The organism is Thauera sp. DNT-1 (genome assembly GCF_055393985.1).
Window position 1 is genome coordinate 2,769,308 of the sequence record NZ_AP043752.1, and the last position, 16,415, is coordinate 2,785,722.

The following is a 16,415-nucleotide window of genomic DNA, read 5'->3' on the forward strand; positions in this document are numbered from 1 at the left end:
GAAGGCAAGCGCACAGCTTCCATGGGGAAGAGCTCGCATCGCGACGGGAGAGAATTGCAGTGAGCGGGCGCCTGCAGCCTTACGCCGCCCGGCTCGCCGACGGCATCGCCGCGCTCGGCCTCGCCCTCCCGCAGGAGACCATCGACCGCCTGCTCGCCTTCGGCGAGCTGCTGCTGAAGTGGAACAAGGTCTACAACCTCACGGCGATCCGCTCGCCGCAGGAGCTGATCACTCACCACCTGCTCGACTCGCTCGCGGTGCTGCCGCAGCTGGAGGCGGTGAACCGGCTCGCCGACATCGGCTCCGGGGGCGGCCTGCCGGGCGTGGTGCTGGCGATCGTGCGCCCCGGGCTGGTGGTGTCCTCGATCGAGACCGTGGGCAAGAAGGCGAGCTTCCAGCAGCAGGCGAAGATCGAGCTCGGGCTGGACAACTTCAGCGTGCTGAACCAGCGCGTCGAGCAGGTTCGGCCGCAGTCGCTGCCCGGCGGCGCGCCGGAAGGCGCGATCTCGCGGGCCTTCTCCAGCCTGGCGGATTTCGTCGCGCTGTCCGGCCACCTCGTCGCCGAGGGCGGCGCGCTGTACGCGATGAAAGGCGTGAATCCGGTCGACGAGATCGCCGCGCTGCCTGCGGGCTGGGCGGTGGCGGAGACCCATGCGCTCACGGTGCCGGGGCTGGGCGCCGAGCGTCATCTGCTGGTCATCCGGCGGGCGTGACACTGCGGCCCTGAGAAGCGTCGTGCATGCTGCATCGCCGCATTGAAGTACACTCCAGGGTTTGCACCGTGTGTGCGAGCCTTCCAACCGGAACAGCCTGAACCGACATGGCCAAGATATTCTGCGTCGCCAACCAGAAGGGCGGGGTGGGCAAGACCACCACCTGCGTCAATCTCGCCGCCGCCCTGCACCAGGCCGGGCAGCGCGTGCTGCTGATCGACCTCGATCCGCAGGGCAACGCCACCATGGGCAGCGGGGTCGACAAGCGCGACCTGAAGAGTTCGGTGTATCACCTGCTGGTGGGCATGGTCGACCTCGCCGGGGTGCGGGTGGCCTCGCCCACCGGCGGCTACGACGTGCTGCCGGCCAATCGGGACCTCGCCGGCGCCGAGGTCGAGCTGGTCAACCTCGACCAGCGCGAGAAGCGCCTGCGCAACGCGCTCGCCGCCTTCGTCGACGACTACGACTTCGTCCTCATCGACTGCCCGCCCTCGCTGTCGATGCTGACCCTCAACGGCCTGTGCTGCGCCACCGGGGTGATCATCCCGATGCAGTGCGAGTACTACGCGCTCGAGGGGCTTTCGGACCTGGTCAACACGATCAAGAAGGTGCATGCCAACCTCAACCGCGACCTCAAGATCATCGGCCTGCTGCGGGTGATGTTCGACCCGCGCGTGACCCTGCAGCAGCAGGTCTCGAACCAGCTCGAGGGTCACTTCGGCGACAAGGTCTTCCGCGCCATCGTGCCGCGCAACGTGCGCCTGGCCGAGGCGCCCAGCCACGGCATGCCTGGTGTGGTGTTCGACAAGTCCGCCAAGGGTGCGCAGGCCTACATGGCCTTCGCGCACGAGATGATCGAGCGCGCGAAGATCTTCTGAATTCCGGAGCCGACATGAACAAACCCAGACTCAAGGGCCTCGGCCGCGGACTCGACGCGCTGCTGGCCGCGAACCAGGAAGAGGAGGCCGAGAAGGGCGAACTGCAGTCCTTGCCCACGATCGCCTTGCAGCCCGGCAAGTACCAGCCACGCACGCGCATGGATCCGGGTTCGCTGGAGGAACTCGCGGCCTCGATCAAGGCCCAGGGCGTGATGCAGCCGATCATGGTGCGTCCGGTGGGCGAGGACGCCTACGAGATCATCGCCGGCGAACGGCGCTGGCGTGCTTCGCAGATCGCCGGGCTGGCCGAGGTCCCCTGCCTGGTGCGCGAGATACCCGACGAGGCCGCGCTGGCGATGTCGCTGATCGAGAACATCCAGCGCGAGGACCTCAATCCGCTCGAAGAGGCCGGCGGCATCCAGCGCCTGATCGACGAGTTCGACATGACCCACCAGCAGGCCGCCGACGCGGTCGGCCGCTCACGCCCCGCGGCGTCGAACCTGCTGCGCCTGCTCAATCTCGCCAAACCGGTGCAGGAGCTGTTGATGGCGGGTGACCTCGACATGGGTCATGCGCGCGCGCTGCTGCCGCTCGACGCCGCCAGTCAGATCCAGCTCGGCAACCAGGTCGCCGCGCGCCAGCTTTCCGTGCGCGACACCGAACGGCTGGTACAGCAGATCCTGAACCCGCGCCAGAAGAAGCCTGTGCCGCCGCCCGACCGCGACCTGCTGCGCCTGGAAGAGGAGATCGCGGACGCGATCGGCGCGACGGTCAAGATCAAGGCCAACAAGAACGGTGCTGGCGAGCTCACGATCCGTTTCGGCAGCCTCGACCAGCTGGACGGCGTGCTCGGCAGGCTGCGCTGACTCATCCCGGACGCAGACCGGCGCCGCCCTGCGGCCGGCCTTTCCTCACACTGATCACCGCGTTTGCCGAGGCGGATGCGCGCCCCTCCATGCGTTTCCTCCGGGGCCGCGTGACCGCAATGGCGAAGGCTCGTTATGTTATGTCTTCTATAAGATACAACAGCAATGCATTTACCCTTGTTGCAGCGCATCCAAGGTTTGACTTTGCTGCGGTAAACCCCTACCATCCGCGGGATTTCAGGCGGTCGCCGGCGTCTCAGACGCGCACGCGATAACACCGGATGCTTAAAGCTGTCATACTGCAGGTGATCGCGACGCTCGTCGCAGCGGCCCTATCGGGCGCGCTCTTCGGCGTCAGCGGAGCGGTCTCCGCCGCAGGAGCAGGACTGGCATGCGTGCTGCCGAGCGGTCTGTTCGCGTTGCGCCTCGCGGCGATCACGCGCAGGTCCGGTACGGCGAGTGTGACTGCCTTCGTCGCAGGCGAGTTCCTCAAGATCGCCTCGATCGTGGGATTGTTGGTGCTGGTGTGGGCCGTCTATCCTGACCTCCATTGGGGGGGCATGCTGGTCGGTCTCATCCTGGCGCTTAAGGCGAATTTGTTTGCATTTTTGGTAAAGACCTGACCATGGCTACAGAAGGGCACGCCCCCACCGCATCCGAGTACGTCATTCACCACCTGACGCACCTCAACAACACCGGACACGCGCAAGAAAACATCATCGACTGGAGCGTCATCAACCTCGATTCGATGTTCTATTCGATCGTGATCGGTGCGCTCACCGTCTTCCTGCTCTGGCTTGCCGCGCGCAAGGCGACCTCGGGCGTTCCGGGGCGCTTCCAGGGAATCGTCGAGATCCTAGTCGACATGGTGGCCGACCAAGCCAAGGGTATCGTCCATAGCGCCGAGTCGCGCCGCTTCGTCGCGCCGCTCGCGCTGACCGTGTTCGTGTGGATCTTCCTGATGAACGCGATGGATCTGCTGCCGGTCGATCTGCTGCCGCGCATCTGGGAAGGCATGTACGCCGCCGGTGGTGGCGACCCCGCCCACGCCTACATGCGTGTGGTGGCGACCGCCGACCTCTCCGCGACGCTCGGCATGTCCACCGGCGTGTTGCTGCTGTGTCTCTACTACAACATCAAGATCAAGGGTGTCGGTGGCTGGGTGCACGAGCTCTTCACCGCTCCCTTCGGCAGCCATCCGCTGCTGTATCCGATCAACTTCGCGATGCAGATCATCGAGTTCGTCGCCAAGACCGTCTCGCACGGCATGCGACTGTTCGGCAACATGTACGCCGGCGAGCTGATCTTCATCCTGATCGCGCTGCTGGGCAGCACCGCCACCGTGTTCGGCTTCCTCGGTCACGTGATCGCGGGTTCGATCTGGGCGATCTTCCATATCCTGATCATCACCCTCCAGGCCTTCATCTTCATGATGCTGACTCTGGTGTATGTCGGTCAGGCGCACGAGAGCCACTAAGAGTTTCGGTTTCACCTTCAGCGTAGTACCTGGTTTTTAAACTTACTTCCCCACTAAGGAGTCGTCATGGAAAACGTTCTGGGTTTTGTTGCTCTGGCTGCTGGTCTGATCATCGGTCTGGGTGCGATCGGTGCTTGTATCGGTATCGGCATCATGGGTTCCAAGTACCTCGAGGCGTCGGCTCGCCAGCCCGAGCTGATGAACGCCCTGCAGACCAAGATGTTCCTCCTGGCCGGTCTGATCGACGCCGCGTTCCTGATCGGTGTCGGTATCGCCATGATGTTCGCCTTCGCCAACCCGTTCCAGCTCTGATCGGTTCGAGTTCATCCTTTTTTGAACCAACCTGAGGGCCAAGAACCGTGAATTTGAACGCAACCCTGATAGCCCAGCTCGTTGTGTTCTTCATTCTGGCGTGGTTCACGATGAAATTCGTGTGGCCGCCCATCGTGAAGGCGCTGGACGAGCGTGCGAACAAGATCGCAGACGGGCTGGCAGCTGCGGACAAGGCCAAGGCCGATCTGGCACTCGCCGAGAAGAAGGTCGTCGAGGAACTGCGCAAGGCCCGCGAATCCGCGGGTGATGTGCGGACCTCCGCTGAAAAGCAGGCGAGCCAGCTGATCGACGAGGCCCGCGCCGAAGCCAGTCGCATCATTGCCGCCGCGCGCGAGGCCGCCGAGCACGAAGCCGGTGCCGCCACGCAGCGTGCCAAGGAAGCCCTGCGCGACCAGGTCGCCCATCTGGCCGTCGCCGGCGCGGAGAAGATCCTGCGCCGCGAGATCGACGCCAAGGTGCACGCGAAGCTGCTTGCCAACCTGAAACAGGAACTGCAATAAGTCATGGCCGAGAACGTCACCATCGCGCGCCCCTATGCGGATGCCGCCTTCGAGCTGGCTCGCGGGGCAGGTGCGCTGGGGCCTTGGTCGGAAGCGCTGGATCGGCTTGCCCTCGTGGCGGCCGATTCCGGCATGAAGGCGTGCTTCAACGATCCCAAACTGTCCGCCGAGCAGCTCTGCCAGCTCGTGTTGGGTGTCTCGGGTGACCTGACCGCCGAACAGCAGAATTTCGTCCGCGTCCTCGTGGAAAGCGAACGTCTGCAGGTGCTTCCGGAGATCCGTGACCTGTTCGTTGCTCTCAAGAACGAACACGAAGGCGTCCGGGAGGCGCAAATCGCCTCCGCCTTCCCGCTCGACGATGCCGCTCTGGCCGCATTGAAGGCCGACCTCGAAGCCCGCTTCAAGGCCGCCGTCAATGTCTCCGTCAGTATCGACCCCGAACTGATCGGTGGGGTCCGCATCGCCGTCGGCGACGAAGTCATCGACGCCTCGGTCCGCGGCAAGCTCGCGAACATGGCCGCTGCGCTAAAGAACTAGGAGCATAAATGTCTATGCAACTCAACCCCTCTGAAATCAGCGATCTGATCAAGAGCCGGATCCAGAACCTGCAGCTCGCCGCCACGTCGCGCAACGAGGGTACGGTGGTCTCCGTCACCGACGGCATCACCCGCGTTCATGGCCTGACCGACGTCATGCAGGGCGAAATGCTGGAGTTCCCCGGCAACACCTTCGGCATGGCGCTCAACCTCGAGCGCGACTCCGTCGGCGCCGTGGTGCTCGGCGAATACGAGCACATCACCGAAGGCGACACCGTCAAGGCCACCGGCCGCATTCTCGAAGTTCCGGTCGGCCCCGAGCTGATCGGCCGCGTCGTGAACGCGCTCGGCCAGCCGATCGACGGCAAGGGCCCGATCAACGCCAAGCTTACCGACAAGATCGAAAAGGTCGCGCCGGGCGTCATCGCCCGTCAGTCCGTTTCGCAGCCGGTGCAGACCGGTCTGAAGTCGGTCGACTCGATGGTGCCGATCGGTCGTGGCCAGCGCGAGCTGATCATCGGCGACCGCCAGACCGGCAAGACCGCCGTCGCGGTCGACGCGATCATCAACCAGAAGGGCCAGGACATGTACTGCGTGTACGTGGCCATCGGCCAGAAGGCCTCGACTGTCGCGAACGTCGTGCGCAAGCTCGAAGAGAACGGCGCGATGGAATACACCATCGTCGTCGCCGCCACCGCGTCGGAGTCGGCCGCCATGCAGTATCTGGCTGCCTACGCCGGCTGCACCATGGGCGAGTACTTCCGCGACCGCGGCATGGACGCGCTGATCGTCTACGACGACCTCACCAAGCAGGCCTGGGCGTATCGCCAGGTTTCGCTGCTGCTGCGCCGTCCGCCTGGCCGTGAAGCCTACCCGGGCGATGTGTTCTACCTGCACTCCCGTCTGCTCGAGCGTGCCGCACGCGTCAACGCCGACTACGTCGAGAAGTTCACCAACGGCGAGGTCAAGGGCAAGACCGGTTCGCTGACTGCGCTGCCGGTCATCGAGACCCAGGCCGGCGACGTGTCCGCGTTCGTTCCGACCAACGTGATCTCGATTACCGACGGCCAGATCTTCCTCGAGACCGACCTCTTCAACGCCGGTATCCGTCCCGCGATCAACGCCGGTATCTCGGTGTCCCGCGTCGGTGGTGCAGCTCAGACCAAGGTCGTCAAGAAGCTCTCCGGCGGTATCCGTACCGACCTCGCACAGTATCGCGAACTCGCTGCGTTCGCCCAGTTCGCCTCCGACCTGGACGATGCCACGCGCAAGCAGCTGGAGCGCGGCCGCCGCGTCACCGAGCTGATGAAGCAGGCCCAGTACTCGCCGATGTCGATCGCCGACATGGCCATCGTTCTGTACGCGGTGAACAACGGCTACTTCGACGATGTCGACGTGGGTCGCGTGCTGGCTTTCGAGTCCGCGATGATCCAGTTCGTCAAGACCAAGCAGGCCGCCCTGGTCTCCTCGATCCTGAGCAAGAAGGAACTCGACGCCGAAGGCGAAAAGTCCCTGGCTGCCGCGATCGCCGAGTTCAAGAAGAGCTGGGCTTAAGGCCGGCGAGGGAGACGGAATATGGCTAGCGGTAAGGAAATCCGTACCAAGATCAAGAGCGTGCAAAACACGCGCAAGATCACCAAGGCCATGGAGATGGTGGCTGCATCCAAGATGCGCAAGGCGCAGGACCGGATGCGTAGCGCCCGCCCCTTTGCCGAAAAGATCCGCCGACTCGCCGCGAACCTGTCCCAGGCCAATGTGACCGACTACAAGCACCCCTTCCTGGTCCGCAAGGACCAGGTCAAGCGGGTGGGCCTGATCCTGGTGACCACCGACAAGGGCTTGTGCGGTGGCCTCAACACCAACGTCCAGCGTATTGCGCTCAACGCCATGAAGGACTGGGAGTCCTCGGGCGTGACCGAGATCCGTGCCTGCGCCATCGGCAACAAGGGTCTGGGCTTCATGCAGCGCATGGGCGTCAAGGTGGTGTCGAACGTCACCCAGCTGGGTGACACGCCGCACCTGGAAAAGCTGATCGGTCCGGTCAAGGTCATGCTCGATGCGTTCCAGAACGACGAGCTCGACGCGGTTTACGTGGCTTACACCCGTTTCATCAACACGATGAAGCAGGAGCCGGTGCTCGAGCAGCTTCTGCCGCTCACCGGCGAACAGCTGGGTACGCCGGAGAGCTCCTGGGACTACCTCTACGAGCCGGACCCGCAGGTCGTCATCGACGAGCTGCTGGTGCGCTACGTCGAGGCGCTGGTGTACCAGGCTGTGGCTGAGAACATGGCATCCGAACAGAGTGCGCGCATGGTGGCGATGAAGGCCGCGTCCGACAATGCCAAGAACGTGATAGGCGAACTGCAGCTGGTCTATAACAAGACCCGTCAGGCCGCAATCACCAAGGAGCTGTCGGAAATCGTCGGCGGCGCCGCCGCGGTGTAAGGCATTATTGAATTAAGGATATGACGATGAGTCAAGGTACGATCGTTCAGTGCATCGGCGCCGTGGTGGACATCCAGTTCCCGCGTGATTCGATGCCCAAGGTATATGACGCCCTGAAGCTCGAGGACGTGGCCGACTCCTTCGCCGAAGCGAACCTGACCTTCGAGGTTCAGCAGCAGCTCGGTGATGGCGTGGTGCGCACCATTGCGATGGGTTCTTCCGACGGCCTGCGCCGCGGGATGAAGGTTGCGAACACGGGCACGCAGATTTCCGTGCCTGTCGGCATGGGTACGCTCGGCCGCATCATGGACGTGCTGGGTCGCCCGATCGACGACGCCGGCCCGATCGAGACCGACGAGCTGCGTGCCATTCACCAGAAGGCGCCGAAGTTCGACGAGCTGTCGCCGTCGGTGGAACTGCTCGAGACCGGCATCAAGGTTATCGACCTGATCTGCCCGTTCGCCAAGGGCGGCAAGGTGGGTCTGTTCGGTGGCGCCGGCGTCGGCAAGACCGTGAACATGATGGAGCTGATCAACAACATCGCGAAGCAGCACTCCGGTCTGTCGGTGTTCGCTGGCGTGGGTGAGCGTACTCGTGAGGGTAACGACTTCTACCACGAGATGAAGGACTCCAACGTTCTCGACAAGGTCGCGATGGTGTTCGGTCAGATGAACGAGCCCCCGGGCAACCGTCTGCGCGTGGCGCTGACCGGCCTGACCATGGCCGAGCGCTTCCGGGACGAAGGCCGCGACATCCTGTTCTTCGTGGATAACATCTACCGCTACACCCTGGCCGGTACCGAAGTGTCCGCGCTCCTGGGGCGTATGCCGTCCGCGGTGGGTTACCAGCCGACGCTGGCCGAAGAAATGGGCCGCCTGCAGGAGCGCATCACCTCCACCAAGGTCGGTTCGATCACCTCGATCCAGGCCGTGTATGTGCCTGCGGACGACTTGACCGACCCGTCGCCTGCCACCACCTTCCTGCACCTCGACTCCACCGTCGTGCTGTCGCGTGACATCGCTGCCCTGGGTATCTACCCGGCCGTCGATCCGCTCGACTCCACCTCGCGCCAGCTCGATCCGCTGGTCGTGGGTGAAGAGCACTACAACGTGGCGCGTCAGGTTCAGATGACGCTGCAGAAGTACAAGGAACTGCGCGACATCATCGCGATTCTGGGCATGGACGAGCTGTCGCCGGAAGACAAGCTGTCGGTGGCACGCGCGCGCAAGATCCAGCGTTTCCTGTCGCAGCCCTTCCACGTTGCGGAAGTGTTTACCGGCTCGCCGGGCAAGTACGTCTCGCTCAAGGACACGATCAAGGGCTTCAAGATGATCGTCTCCGGCGAACTGGACAGCCTGCCTGAACAGGCCTTCTACATGGTCGGCAACATCGACGAGGCCATCGAGAAGGCGAAGAAGCTCCAGTAACGAGGCCGCCCGCGCGTCGTGCAAGCGGCGTGCGGGACATCAAGGGGAAACACAATGGCTATGACGGTTCATGTCGACATCGTCAGCGCGGAAGAGCAGATCTTCTCCGGGCTGGCCGAGTTTGTCGCATTGCCGGGCGAAGCGGGCGAGCTGGGCATCCTGCCCGGTCACATGCCGCTGATGACCCGGATCAAGCCGGGTGCCGTGCGCGTGCGTGCCCAAAACGCGACCGAGGAAGAGCTGATCTTCGTCGCGGGAGGCCTGCTGGAGGTTCAACCGGGTCTGGTGACGGTGCTCGCCGACACCGCGATCCGCGGCAAGGACCTCGACGAGGCGAAGGCGCTCGAAGCCAAGCGCAAGGCTGAGGAAACCATGGCGAACCAGACCGCGCGTCTGGACTATGCCAAGGCCCAGGCCGAGCTCATGGAAGCGGTGGCGCAGCTCGCCGCGATCCAGCGCCTGCGCAAGCGCGGTCACTGAGACCGGAGCGCGCCGGTCCGCCGGCGCGTTCGACATCCCGAAAGCAGCTCACGTCGAGCTGCTTTTTTTTTTGGTGCGCCCGGCAGGGCGCACTCACTTGGAGGTGAAAGTCCTCTACTCGCCCGGCAAGGGGAAGAGTTAGCTGAACGGCAAGGGTGTCGCGGGTAACTGCGAATCTGGAGGAAGCCGAAGGCAAAGCGCTGGCCTGACGAACAGGAAGCGGATAGGAGGCGCTGCAGCGGGGTGAGGCGGCCAATATTGTCAAAGCCCGAAACTTGCACGGAACGCTGTGACGTATATCCGACAGGTATAAGCGTGAAGGTGGGTGCGTCATACCCGGGGAGATCCTCACGGGTGCCGTTGTGCTACTGACGTCGTGAGGCGTTGGGATGCGCGTGAGGAAGTCAGCAGAGGCCATAGTAGCCGCCGGGATGGGGCGAAGGGCTGAACATGGAAGAACGCGAGTAGGCGAACGTTTCTCGATGAAGCCGAGGAAGACAGAAGCCCATCGGCCAGATGGGGCGCAGGCAGCGGATTCCGGACGGTATCCGGAGGGGGCTGGGCTGCGTGTCGAGGTGGAGTCGGCGGACGTTGAGCGGACGAAAGCGGAGTTGGAGCGGGCAAGCGGGCTGATGGAAGCCGTGTGTGAGCGCGGCAACCTGTGGCTTGCGTACGAGCGGGTGATCCGCAACAAGGGTGCAGCCGGTGTCGATGGCATCGGGGTATCCGAGTTCAAGGCTCATCTGCAGCAACACTGGCCGACGATCAAGGCCAAGCTGCTGGCGGGGACGTACATCCCGCAAGCGGTGCGCCGGGTGGATATTCCGAAGCCCCAAGGCGGGATGAGGACGCTCGGCATACCGACGCTGACGGATCGACTGATCCAGCAAGCGTTGCATCAGGTGCTCTCACCGATCTTCGAGGTGGCGTTCTCCGAGTCGAGCTACGGCTTCCGACCGGGGCGATCTGCCCATCAGGCGGTCAAGGCGGCGCAGCGGTATGTGGCTCAAGGTCGTCGCGTCGTGGTGGATATGGATCTGGAGAAGTTCTTCGACCGGGTCAATCACGACATTCTGATGGCGAAGTTGGCGAAGAAGATCGGGGACGGGCGGGTACTGAAGCTGATCCGACGGTATCTGGAAGCGGGGATGATGGCAGAGGGCGTCGTCAGCCCGCGGACGCAGGGTACGCCGCAAGGCGGCCCCTTGAGTCCGCTGCTGTCGAACATTCTGCTGACAGAATTGGATCGGGAGCTGGAGCGCCGGGGCCACGCGTTCTGTCGCTATGCGGACGACTGCAACATCTACGTCAGAAGTCAGGCGGCAGGCGAGCGTGTCCTGGGCGGTATTACCCAGTTTCTGTCCGAGCGGCTCAAGCTCACGGTCAACGAGGCCAAGAGCGCGGTCGCACGACCGTGGGAGCGGAAGTTTCTGGGCTACAGCCTGACTTGGCACAAGGCCCCGAAGCTGCGGATTGCGCCGACTAGCCTGAAACGGCTGGAGGACAAGATTCGCGAGGTGCTCAAAGGTGCGAGGGGGCGTAGTGTGCGGCGCACGATCGAAGAACTGAATCCGGTGCTACGGGGTTGGGCAGCGTACTTCAAGCTGACCGAGACCAAGCGGGCGCTGGAAGAGATCGACGGTTGGCTCCGGCGCAAGCTGCGCTGCATCCTGTGGCGGCAGTGGAAGCGCCCTTATACTCGCGCCAGAAACCTGATGAAGGCGGGGCTGAAGGAGGAGCGGGCGTTTCGCTCCGCGTTCAACCAACGCGGGCCGTGGTGGAACAGTGGCGCTAGCCACATGAACGCGGCCTTCCCGAAAGTCTTCTTTGATCGTTTGGGGCTGGTGTCGCTGCTCGATACGACGCGACGACTCCAGTGTCTTTCATGAACCGCCGTATGCGGAACCGCACGTACGGTGGTGTGAGAGGGCGACGGGGGTGACCCCGTCCCCTACTCGATCCGGTTTTCGGGGCTCGGTGCGCGGCGCGCGCTACATGCGAGCCGGGTGCGCGTACCGCTTGCTCAGCGCCGCTTTTCCAGCCTCGCTACGCGCTTGTCCAGGCGCGCCACGGCGTCGCGCAACGCCACCACCTCTTCGGCGAATGCGGGCAGGGCCTTGCGCGGAACGAGCAGGGTGGATTCCTCGGTAAGGTATTCGGCCACGTTCCCGCTCGCGCGCTCCAGGCTGCGGCGGCCCTCGTCCACGACCTTGCGCCCTCCTTCCACCAGGCGGTGGGCGGCGATGTCGCCGAACAGCCGCGCCAGGTCTTCCTCGGCATCCCAGCGCAGATGACGGAAGACGAAGCCGAGCGCCTCGGCGAGTTCGGCGTTGCCTTCGATGCGCACGTGGCGCATCGCCGTCTCCAGTCCGTCCACCAGCAGCCGCGGCAGGTCGGCCACCGCGAGGCGCAGGCTCACCTCGGGTGCTTCCTCACCGCTCCACTCGGCGAGCTGACCCTCGTTGGTCACGGAAAAGTCGATCTCGGCCACAGGGCTGAGGACCAGCCGCGCCGTGCGTCCCGCGTGCGGCTGCAGGCGCTGGCGAGCCCAGCCGGCCTGGGACAGCAGATGGTTGGTGGCCGAGAGGAACAGGCTCGAAATCATGATCGGGGCTCCGGAGAAGGGCTGGAGGGAGGTTCGCCAAGGATACGCAGCGGTGAGGCATCCTGTCGCGGGCGGGGCGCCGAAAATGCCGCGGGCCTGCCGATGCCTCCGGGGAGACACGGGCAGGCCCGCGGCAGCGGGGGGACACGAGGCTCGTGCCCCCGATCGCTTACTGCGACTGCTGGATTCCCGCGATCAGCCAGCCGCCGCTGCCGGCGAGCGGCTTGCTCAGGTGCCAGATCTCGTCGAAGGCTTCCGGAGCGGCTTCGGCCTGTTCGCGCAGCAGGCCGCTGAACCGGACGCTGACGACGTAGCGATCGTTCTCCTCGGCGACGTCGATCACCTGGGCGTTCAACTCGATCACGTCCGTACGCTGCCCGGCACCCTTGCGCTCGTTGACCTGCATGCACAGCTCGGCGAACACTTCGGGGGTGGTGAACTCGCGCAGATCGTCCAGGTTGCCGGCGTCGTTGGCAGCCTGCAGGCGGATGAAGTTGAGCTTGGCCTGGCGGGCGAAGCCTTCGGCATCGAAGCCACTGGCGAGCGCCTTGTCGAGGCCGCTCTGGGCGGAGACACTGCCGCCGGCCAGCGGACGACCGGCCTCGAACTGCTGCGGACGGGCCTGTTGCGCGGCGCCTGCAGGTGCGCCGGCGTACTGCAGGTCGCGCGCTGGCTGTTGCGCGGCCGCGTTCGTTCCGCGCCTGAAGATCAGGCGGAAGACGAAGAATGCCGCCGCGGCGAGGAGCAGGATCATGACGAAGTTGGCGAAGCCTTCGCCGAGGCCCAGGGCCGAGAACAGTGCAGCAAGGCCCAGACCTGCGGCCAAGCCCGCGATCGGACCCATCCACGAACGTTTGGGCTGCGCAGCCGCGCTGGCTGCACCGGCGGCGGGCGCCTGCTGCTGGGTTGCCGAGGGCTGGCGCTGCGCAGGTGGCGTGGCTTGTCGCTGCATGCCGAAGCTGCTGCCACCGCCGAGGCGCTTGGCTTCGGCTTCGGTGGCGACGAAGCCGAAAGACATCACGGCGACGATCAGGCTGAGGAAGAACTGCTTCATCTGTCGGGGTCTCCTGGTTCAGATCTTGTAACCGCGGTGCAGGGCAACCACCCCCGCACTGAGATTGAAGTAATTGACCCTCGACAGGCCGGCTTGTTCCATCATCGCCTTCAATTCTTCCTGGCCCGGATGCATGCGGATGGATTCGGCCAGGTAGCGGTAGCTGTCCGCGTCATTGGCGACCTTCTGGCCCATCCACGGCAGCAGCTTGAAGGAATATAGGTCATAGAGCGGCGACAGCGGTTTCCACACGCGCGAGAACTCGAGCACCAGCAGGCGTCCGCCCGGACGCAGCACGCGCCGCATCTCGGCGAGTGCGACGTCCTTGTGGGTCATGTTGCGCAGGCCGAAGGCCACGGTGACGCAGTCGAACCAATCGTCCGGGAAAGGCAGCTTCTCGCCGTTGCACTGCGCGGCCGGCATCGCGAAGCCGTGGTCGATCATGCGGTCGCGGCCACGAGCGAGCATCGCGTGGTTGATGTCGGTGAGCCAGACCTGGCCGCTGCGTCCGACCTTCTTCGCGAACGCGAGCGAAAGGTCGGCGGTGCCGCCTGCCACGTCGAGTACGCGGTCGCCCTCGCGCACATCGGAGACCTGGATGGTGAAGTGCTTCCACAGCCGATGCAGGCCGAACGACATGAGGTCGTTCATCACGTCGTACTTCTGCGCCACCGAGGAAAACACCTCGGCGACCTTCTTTTCCTTCTGTTCCTCGGCCACGGTCTGGAAGCCGAAGTGGGTCGTCTTGTCGCTCATGATCTGCTCAGTGATGGTGGCCGCAGCCGCCCTTGGGCGGCGGGGGCGGGACCTTGGACGGGTCGCGGGTGCCGCCCGCACGCTCGAGGGCCTCGAGATAGTTGTTCCACAGTTCTTCCTGGTTGCGGCCGATCGCGAACAGGTAGTCCCAGGAGTACAGGCCGCTGTCGTGGCCGTCCGAGAAGGTGGGCTTGATCGCATAGTTGCCGACCGGCGCGAGGTCCACGATGTCGACGTCGCGCTTGCCCTGCTGCAGGGTCTCCTGTCCCGGGCCGTGGCCGCGCACCTCGGCCGAGGGGGAATACACGCGCAGGAACTCGAACGGCAGCTCGAAGCGGCTGCCGTCGTCGAAGGCGACTTCGAGCGTCTTGCGGTCGCGATGGACGATGATGTCGGTGGGCGTCGGGGTGTTTTCGTCGAGTCCGGCCATGGCGTCGGTCCGCGTGCAGGGGGCCCAATCATACCCGAATCATCGGGGAGCCGTTTCGCTGGCCCGCGGGCGCATCCTCGCTCCCGCGGGCGCTCGGGGCCGCTCGTCGAACAGCCGCGCGAGCTGCTCGAGCAGGGCGGCGCCGAGCGCGTCGGCATCCCGCAGGGTGACCGCGCGGCGGTAATGGCGGGTCACGTCGTGGCCGATGCCGATGGCAAGCAGCTCGACGGGCGAGCGCCGCTCGATCCAGGCGATCACCTCGTGGAGGTGACGTTCCAGATAATCGCCCGGGTTGGCCGCAAGCGTGGCCTCGTCGGCAGGCGCGCCATCCGACACGACGACCAGGATGCGACGCTGCTCGGGGCGGGCGACGAGGCGGCGGTGGGCCCACAGCAGGGCTTCGCCGTCGATGTTCTCCTTGGGGATGCCGTCACGCAGCATCAGGCCCAGGTTCTTGCGCGCACGCCGCCAGGGCGTGTCCGCAGCCTTGTATACGATGTGACGCAGCTCGGCGAGCCGCCCCGGAGCGACGGGTTCGCCCTCGCGCCGCCACTGCTCGCGGGCACGGCCGCCCTTCCAGGTGCGCGTGGTGAAGCCGAGGATCTCGACCTTGATGCCGCAGCGCTCCAGCGTACGGGCGAGGATGTCGGCGCTCATCGCCGCAACGGCGAGCGGACGGCCGCGCATCGAGCTGGAGTTGTCGATCAGCACGCCGACCACGGTATCGCGAAAGCCGGAAGCCTTCTCCATCCTGAACGACAGGCCATGATCGGGACTGACGACGATGCGGTCGAGTCGCCCGGGATCGAGCCAGCCTTCCTCCAGATCGAAGGCCCAGTCGCGCAGCTGGCTCGCCAGCAGGCGTCGCTGCAACCGCTTGGCGAGTCGCCCGACGAGTTCCGGGAGACGCATCAGCTCGCGGTCCAGGCGGGCGCGCAGCGGGTGCAGTTCCGACGCGTCGCAGAGCTCTTCCGCGCCCACGGTCTGGTCGAAGGCGGTGGTGTAGGCACGGTACGACGCGCTGGGCCCCCGCGCCGACGCGGCGTCGCGGACTGCGTCCCCTCCTGCCGCGCCAGTCCGTGCCGGCGCGGCGGCCAAGTCTGCCTGCGCTGCCCGCCCGCCCTCGTTCCGACCGGACGAGGCGTGGCGGAGCGAGGGCTGCGCGTCCCTCGCAGCCGCGCCGCCCGCCCGCGCCTGCTCCGCAGCGTCCTCGTCCCCGGGTTCGCCCTCGCTGCGGGCCAGCTTGCGCGGCTCGCGGGCTTCGCTGGTGGGGTTTTCCAGGTCGAGCGCCTCGATCAGTTCATGCAATCCCGCGGCGAACGCGCGCTCGTCGCGCAGGTGCTCGCGTAGGCCGTCGAGGTGCGGGCCGACGTGGGCGTCGAAGTAGGGTCGCCACAGCTCGGCCATGGTCCGTGCCGCCGGCGGGGGAGGCGCGCCGCAGAAGCGTTCGCAGGCGAGGACGTGCAGGGCCTCGGCGAGCGCAACCTGTTCCCGGCTGGTCGCGCGGTCGAGCCGCCTGTCCCGGCAGCGCTGCTCGATGAGGGCGGCGATGTTGGCCGCCACGCCCGGCATCCGGCCCGCCCCCAAGGCCTCGACGCGTGCCTGTGCGATCGCATCGTAGGCCGCGCGTGCGCGCTCGCCCTGCAGATCGTGCAGGGCATGGAGGCGCTCGTCGTGATGGCGCAGGCGCAGGGCCAGCGCGTCGGCCTCGCCGCGCAGGCGGACGATCTCCGCCGTCGTCAGGGCGGGCGGCAGTGCAGCGGTTTCGATGCCGTCGACGCCGGATGGGGCGGACGCGCCGCCGGCGCACCCGGCGATCGCACGCAGGGCGCTGTCGACCGCCCGCAGAAAGACGGCCGTGTTCGCGACTCCGCGCAGGGGCCGGGAGCGGGGGCGTTCGCTTGTCATGAGGCTG

Annotated in this window: 18 protein-coding genes; 13 read left to right on the forward strand and 5 right to left on the reverse strand. The window is 65.5% G+C overall.

The features are described from left to right. Nucleotides 1-59: 59 nt before the first annotated feature. From rsmG to ltrA, 13 genes are all read left to right on the forward strand, one after another. Nucleotides 60-713, forward strand: a complete 654-nt coding sequence (gene rsmG, locus ACZ5PP_RS12725) for a 16S rRNA (guanine(527)-N(7))-methyltransferase RsmG (RefSeq protein ID WP_004301620.1) — start codon at nt 60-62, stop codon at nt 711-713. Between the two features lie 107 nt (nt 714-820). Next, the gene (locus tag ACZ5PP_RS12730) at nt 821-1,591 is read left to right on the forward strand and encodes a ParA family protein (protein WP_004301621.1); all 771 of its coding nucleotides are present in this window, start codon (nt 821-823) and stop codon (nt 1,589-1,591) included. A gap of 14 nt (nt 1,592-1,605) precedes the next feature. Further along, the gene (locus tag ACZ5PP_RS12735; RefSeq protein WP_004301623.1) at nt 1,606-2,457 is read left to right on the forward strand and encodes a ParB/RepB/Spo0J family partition protein; all 852 of its coding nucleotides are present in this window, start codon (nt 1,606-1,608) and stop codon (nt 2,455-2,457) included. A 281-nt stretch (nt 2,458-2,738) separates the two neighbouring features. Continuing rightward, nucleotides 2,739-3,080: an ATP synthase subunit I gene (locus ACZ5PP_RS12740; protein ID WP_004301624.1), complete on the forward strand. Its 342-nt coding sequence runs from the start codon at nt 2,739-2,741 to the stop codon at nt 3,078-3,080. A gap of 2 nt (nt 3,081-3,082) precedes the next feature. Further along, nucleotides 3,083-3,934 (forward strand): F0F1 ATP synthase subunit A, encoded by an 852-nt coding sequence (gene atpB, locus ACZ5PP_RS12745; protein ID WP_004301627.1) that lies wholly within the window; start codon nt 3,083-3,085, stop codon nt 3,932-3,934. A 66-nt stretch (nt 3,935-4,000) separates the two neighbouring features. After that, the gene (gene atpE, locus ACZ5PP_RS12750; protein WP_002925444.1) at nt 4,001-4,246 is read left to right on the forward strand and encodes a F0F1 ATP synthase subunit C; all 246 of its coding nucleotides are present in this window, start codon (nt 4,001-4,003) and stop codon (nt 4,244-4,246) included. 47 nt (nt 4,247-4,293) lie between these two features. Continuing rightward, a complete protein-coding gene (locus tag ACZ5PP_RS12755; protein ID WP_012584301.1) occupies nt 4,294-4,767 on the forward strand; it encodes a F0F1 ATP synthase subunit B in 474 nt (157 codons plus the stop codon). 3 nt (nt 4,768-4,770) lie between these two features. Continuing rightward, nucleotides 4,771-5,304 (forward strand): F0F1 ATP synthase subunit delta, encoded by a 534-nt coding sequence (locus tag ACZ5PP_RS12760; RefSeq protein WP_004301629.1) that lies wholly within the window; start codon nt 4,771-4,773, stop codon nt 5,302-5,304. Between the two features lie 14 nt (nt 5,305-5,318). Further along, the gene (atpA, locus tag ACZ5PP_RS12765; protein ID WP_004301630.1) at nt 5,319-6,857 is read left to right on the forward strand and encodes a F0F1 ATP synthase subunit alpha; all 1,539 of its coding nucleotides are present in this window, start codon (nt 5,319-5,321) and stop codon (nt 6,855-6,857) included. Between the two features lie 21 nt (nt 6,858-6,878). Then, a complete protein-coding gene (gene atpG, locus ACZ5PP_RS12770) occupies nt 6,879-7,748 on the forward strand; it encodes a F0F1 ATP synthase subunit gamma (RefSeq protein ID WP_004301632.1) in 870 nt (289 codons plus the stop codon). Nucleotides 7,749-7,774: 26 nt separating this feature from the next. Then, nucleotides 7,775-9,175, forward strand: a complete 1,401-nt coding sequence (gene atpD / locus ACZ5PP_RS12775) for a F0F1 ATP synthase subunit beta (protein WP_004301634.1) — start codon at nt 7,775-7,777, stop codon at nt 9,173-9,175. A 54-nt stretch (nt 9,176-9,229) separates the two neighbouring features. Next, on the forward strand, nt 9,230-9,655 hold the full coding sequence (locus ACZ5PP_RS12780; protein ID WP_004301635.1) for a F0F1 ATP synthase subunit epsilon: 426 nt from the start codon (nt 9,230-9,232) through the stop codon (nt 9,653-9,655). A gap of 632 nt (nt 9,656-10,287) precedes the next feature. Further along, nucleotides 10,288-11,544, forward strand: a complete 1,257-nt coding sequence (ltrA, locus tag ACZ5PP_RS12785; protein ID WP_464826108.1) for a group II intron reverse transcriptase/maturase — start codon at nt 10,288-10,290, stop codon at nt 11,542-11,544. A 134-nt stretch (nt 11,545-11,678) separates the two neighbouring features. Here ltrA and ACZ5PP_RS12790 read toward each other — a convergent pair whose 3' ends face one another. The 5 genes from ACZ5PP_RS12790 to ACZ5PP_RS12810 all read right to left on the reverse strand — a co-directional run bounded on the left by ACZ5PP_RS12790 (nt 11,679) and on the right by ACZ5PP_RS12810 (nt 16,408). After that, nucleotides 11,679-12,260, reverse strand: a complete 582-nt coding sequence (locus ACZ5PP_RS12790) for a ubiquinone biosynthesis accessory factor UbiJ (RefSeq protein WP_004301636.1) — start codon at nt 12,258-12,260, stop codon at nt 11,679-11,681. A 169-nt stretch (nt 12,261-12,429) separates the two neighbouring features. Then, nucleotides 12,430-13,314: a Tim44 domain-containing protein gene (locus ACZ5PP_RS12795; RefSeq protein ID WP_464826109.1), complete on the reverse strand. Its 885-nt coding sequence runs from the start codon at nt 13,312-13,314 to the stop codon at nt 12,430-12,432. An 18-nt stretch (nt 13,315-13,332) separates the two neighbouring features. After that, complete coding sequence (gene ubiE / locus ACZ5PP_RS12800) at nt 13,333-14,070, reverse strand: bifunctional demethylmenaquinone methyltransferase/2-methoxy-6-polyprenyl-1,4-benzoquinol methylase UbiE (RefSeq protein ID WP_004301638.1); 738 nt, start codon at nt 14,068-14,070, stop codon at nt 13,333-13,335. Nucleotides 14,071-14,077: 7 nt separating this feature from the next. Next, nucleotides 14,078-14,500: a gamma-butyrobetaine hydroxylase family protein gene (locus tag ACZ5PP_RS12805; RefSeq protein ID WP_004301640.1), complete on the reverse strand. Its 423-nt coding sequence runs from the start codon at nt 14,498-14,500 to the stop codon at nt 14,078-14,080. Between the two features lie 39 nt (nt 14,501-14,539). Further along, nucleotides 14,540-16,408 (reverse strand): cobaltochelatase CobT-related protein, encoded by a 1,869-nt coding sequence (locus ACZ5PP_RS12810; RefSeq protein WP_464826110.1) that lies wholly within the window; start codon nt 16,406-16,408, stop codon nt 14,540-14,542. Nucleotides 16,409-16,415: the final 7 nt, after the last annotated feature.

Bases quoted from the DNA above. Each gene is read 5' to 3' on its own strand.
- ltrA (WP_464826108.1), top strand. From the start codon at position 10,288: ATGGAAGCCGTGTGTGAGCGCGGCAACCTGTGGCTTGCGTACGAGCGG.
- atpB (WP_004301627.1), top strand. From the start codon at position 3,083: ATGGCTACAGAAGGGCACGCCCCCACCGCATCCGAGTACGTCATTCAC.
- ACZ5PP_RS12740 (WP_004301624.1), top strand. From the start codon at position 2,739: ATGCTTAAAGCTGTCATACTGCAGGTGATCGCGACGCTCGTCGCAGCG.
- ACZ5PP_RS12805 (WP_004301640.1), bottom strand. From the start codon at position 14,500: ATGGCCGGACTCGACGAAAACACCCCGACGCCCACCGACATCATCGTC.
- atpE (WP_002925444.1), top strand. From the start codon at position 4,001: ATGGAAAACGTTCTGGGTTTTGTTGCTCTGGCTGCTGGTCTGATCATC.
- ACZ5PP_RS12810 (WP_464826110.1), bottom strand. From the start codon at position 16,408: ATGACAAGCGAACGCCCCCGCTCCCGGCCCCTGCGCGGAGTCGCGAAC.
- ACZ5PP_RS12760 (WP_004301629.1), top strand. From the start codon at position 4,771: ATGGCCGAGAACGTCACCATCGCGCGCCCCTATGCGGATGCCGCCTTC.
- ubiE (WP_004301638.1), bottom strand. From the start codon at position 14,070: ATGAGCGACAAGACGACCCACTTCGGCTTCCAGACCGTGGCCGAGGAA.
- ACZ5PP_RS12730 (WP_004301621.1), top strand. From the start codon at position 821: ATGGCCAAGATATTCTGCGTCGCCAACCAGAAGGGCGGGGTGGGCAAG.
- ACZ5PP_RS12795 (WP_464826109.1), bottom strand. From the start codon at position 13,314: ATGAAGCAGTTCTTCCTCAGCCTGATCGTCGCCGTGATGTCTTTCGGC.
- atpA (WP_004301630.1), top strand. From the start codon at position 5,319: ATGCAACTCAACCCCTCTGAAATCAGCGATCTGATCAAGAGCCGGATC.
- ACZ5PP_RS12780 (WP_004301635.1), top strand. From the start codon at position 9,230: ATGGCTATGACGGTTCATGTCGACATCGTCAGCGCGGAAGAGCAGATC.
- ACZ5PP_RS12790 (WP_004301636.1), bottom strand. From the start codon at position 12,260: ATGATTTCGAGCCTGTTCCTCTCGGCCACCAACCATCTGCTGTCCCAG.
- atpD (WP_004301634.1), top strand. From the start codon at position 7,775: ATGAGTCAAGGTACGATCGTTCAGTGCATCGGCGCCGTGGTGGACATC.
- atpG (WP_004301632.1), top strand. From the start codon at position 6,879: ATGGCTAGCGGTAAGGAAATCCGTACCAAGATCAAGAGCGTGCAAAAC.
- ACZ5PP_RS12735 (WP_004301623.1), top strand. From the start codon at position 1,606: ATGAACAAACCCAGACTCAAGGGCCTCGGCCGCGGACTCGACGCGCTG.